At 39.9% G+C, this 2599-nt stretch carries 3 protein-coding genes; 2 read left to right on the top strand and 1 reads right to left on the bottom strand.

From position 1 onward, the window contains the following. Positions 1 to 95 precede the first annotated feature (95 nt). The gene (gene cysK, locus CXF78_RS19915; protein WP_102037734.1) at positions 96 to 1049 is read left to right on the top strand and encodes a cysteine synthase A; all 954 of its coding nucleotides are present in this window, start codon (positions 96 to 98) and stop codon (positions 1047 to 1049) included. A gap of 314 nt (positions 1050 to 1363) precedes the next feature. Beyond that, a complete protein-coding gene (locus tag CXF78_RS19910; protein WP_011637923.1) occupies positions 1364 to 2257 on the top strand; it encodes a LysR substrate-binding domain-containing protein in 894 nt (297 codons plus the stop codon). Between the two features lie 66 nt (positions 2258 to 2323). Here the strand turns inward: CXF78_RS19910 and CXF78_RS19905 are convergent. Continuing rightward, on the bottom strand, positions 2324 to 2599 hold a 276-nt coding region (locus CXF78_RS19905), incomplete at its 5' end, for a CBS domain-containing protein (RefSeq protein WP_145991583.1).

Genomic DNA, 2599 nt, shown 5'->3' with positions numbered 1-2599 from the left:
AAAAAGAAAAAAAAAGAAAAAAGAAAGAAAAAGAAAAAAGAAAAGAAGAGAAAAGAAAAAAAAAAAAAAAAATTAGAAGGAAGGGGAAGATGTGAATAAGAGATAATTCATATACTTTAGGCAACACACCGCTAGTTCGTTTAAACCGCGTCAGTAACGGCAAGGTACTCGCTAAAGTAGAAGCACGTAACCCAAGCTTTAGTGTTAAGTGTCGTATTGGCGCCAACATGATTTGGGATGCTGAAAAGAAAGGCCTACTCACCAAAGATATCGAGTTAATTGAACCTACTTCAGGTAACACCGGTATTGCACTTGCTTATGTTGCTGCTGCACGTGGTTATAAATTAACTTTAACCATGCCAAACACCATGAGTCTTGAGCGTCGTAAATTGCTTAAAGCATTAGGTGCAAACTTAGTGCTAACTGAAGGCGCTAAAGGTATGAAAGGTGCTATTGATAAGGCTGAAGAAATTCGTCTGTCAGCGCCTGAAAAATACTTAATACTAGGTCAATTTGATAACCCTGCTAACCCAGAAATTCACGAAAAAACCACTGGTCCAGAAATCTGGAATGATACTGATGGCGAAGTCGATGTATTCGTAGCTGGTGTGGGTACTGGTGGTACGCTAACAGGTGTAAGCCGCTATCTTAAAGCACAAGGTAAAACTATTACCTCTGTTGCTGTTGAACCAGTTGACTCACCAGTTATTGCACAAGCATTAGCAGGCCAACCGATTCAACCTGGTCCACATAAGATTCAAGGTATTGGTGCTGGTTTTATCCCTGGTAACCTAGACTTGTCGATTATTGACCGTGTTGAAGCTGTTACTAACGAAGAGTCTATTGAAATGGCTCGTCGTTTAATGAAAGAAGAAGGTATTTTAGTCGGTATCTCTTCTGGTGCTGCTGTTGTTGCCGCGAACCGTATTGCTGCATTACCCGAATTTGCAGACAAAACCATTGTGGTGATATTGCCTTCAGCTGCTGAGCGTTACTTATCTTCAGTATTATTTGCTGGCGAATTTAGCGACAGCGAAAACGTACAGTAATAAATTGCATGAATAGACTCTACATTTGTCTATTATAAAAACCAGCTTCGGCTGGTTTTTTGTTTCATTTTCGTCATAAAGCCTAAATATTGATCAACTAAAAGCATTATGCTCATCGCATATATCGCTATCTTCCTGTCTCACTTCAGATAAATTATTGTTTATTTGTAATCAAAACTAACCCTCAGTTGCAAAGTTTCTATAAGTCACTTGCCTATACAACACCCTTCCGTTTTACTTATTGAAACATATACTATTAAACATCAATTTTATTGATATTTACATGATTCATAAAACGGATATATTACGCTGATATGAAATACTCGCTTAAACAAATTACCGTTTTTGATGCTGTGGCCAGTCTTGAAAGTGTGAGCGCAGCTGCTAGAAAGTTATCGATGACCCAATCAGCGGTGAGTATGTCACTTTCTCAGCTTGAGAATTTATTAGACCGTCCGCTGTTTATTAGACAAGGCAACCGACTAACCCTAAGCCATTGGGGCAATTGGTTAAGACCCAAAGCACGCCAATTACTTCAAGATGCACAACAAATTCAATTTGGTTTACATGAACAACACGTAATTAGTGGTCAATTTAAGTTGTGTTCAAGCCAAACTGCGGCTGAATATTTATTGCCGAACTTAATCAGTAAAATTGATAATGATTTTCCAGAGCTAAGGATTGATCTTGAGGTTGAAAACACCGAACACGTTGTTGAAGGCTTAATAAACTACGACTATGACCTTGGTATTATTGAGGGGCGTAACGACGATAGCCGCTTACATCAAGAGAAGTGGATTGATGACCATCTTGTGGTGGTTGCTGCGCCGCATCACCCTTATGCCAATGCTGAAAAAATTAGTTTAGCGCAATTGGAACAAGCAAAATGGGTACTTAGAGAGCAAGGTGCTGGTACTAGACGTATTTTTGAGGGCGCTATCCACGGCGTGCTTGAAAAGCTCAATGTGTGGAAAGAATACGAACATGTACTGCTGTTAAAGGCATTAGTCAGAAATGGGGCTTACTTAAGCTGCCTGCCCCATATTACCGTAGAGCAAGATGTTGCTGAAGGTAAGCTGGTTATTATTGATACACCACAGCTTAACCTACAGCGTCAATTGTCTTTTGTATGGCGTAATGATGCGGGTGATAATCCGCTGCGTGATTGCGTCCTAAATGAAGCAAGACGCATGAGTAAAACGCTTTAATGGTATTTGATAACGCCTTTACTTAACCACTAGATGGCTCGTTAAAGGCGTTATCGATTGAGTTAACTATCCCATCACCGAACAAATTTTAGTGGCTATCTGTTCTCGAGTAATAACCCCAAGCAATAACCCTTCATTCACCACAGGAAAACTACTCGGTTTATTCGCAGAAGCATGTCTTAAGCGTTCTTCATAACTCATAAAGCGGCTTCCGGTATACATTCCACTAGCAGTAACAGGAAACAGCTTCTCTCTGTCGACAACCATTAACTCAACAAGATCAGCAATTTTATCGTTGCCAGATACGGTCATCACTTGCGTCTGCATTAAATCAGCAACATG

It is taken from the genome of Shewanella sp. 11B5, from assembly GCF_002836795.1.
GTDB classification, from domain to species: Bacteria; Pseudomonadota; Gammaproteobacteria; order Enterobacterales; family Shewanellaceae; genus Shewanella; species Shewanella frigidimarina.
This window is presented reverse-complemented; position numbering and strand designations above follow the sequence as displayed.

Bases quoted from the DNA above. Each gene is read 5' to 3' on its own strand.
- CXF78_RS19910 (WP_011637923.1), top strand. From the start codon at position 1,364: ATGAAATACTCGCTTAAACAAATTACCGTTTTTGATGCTGTGGCCAGT.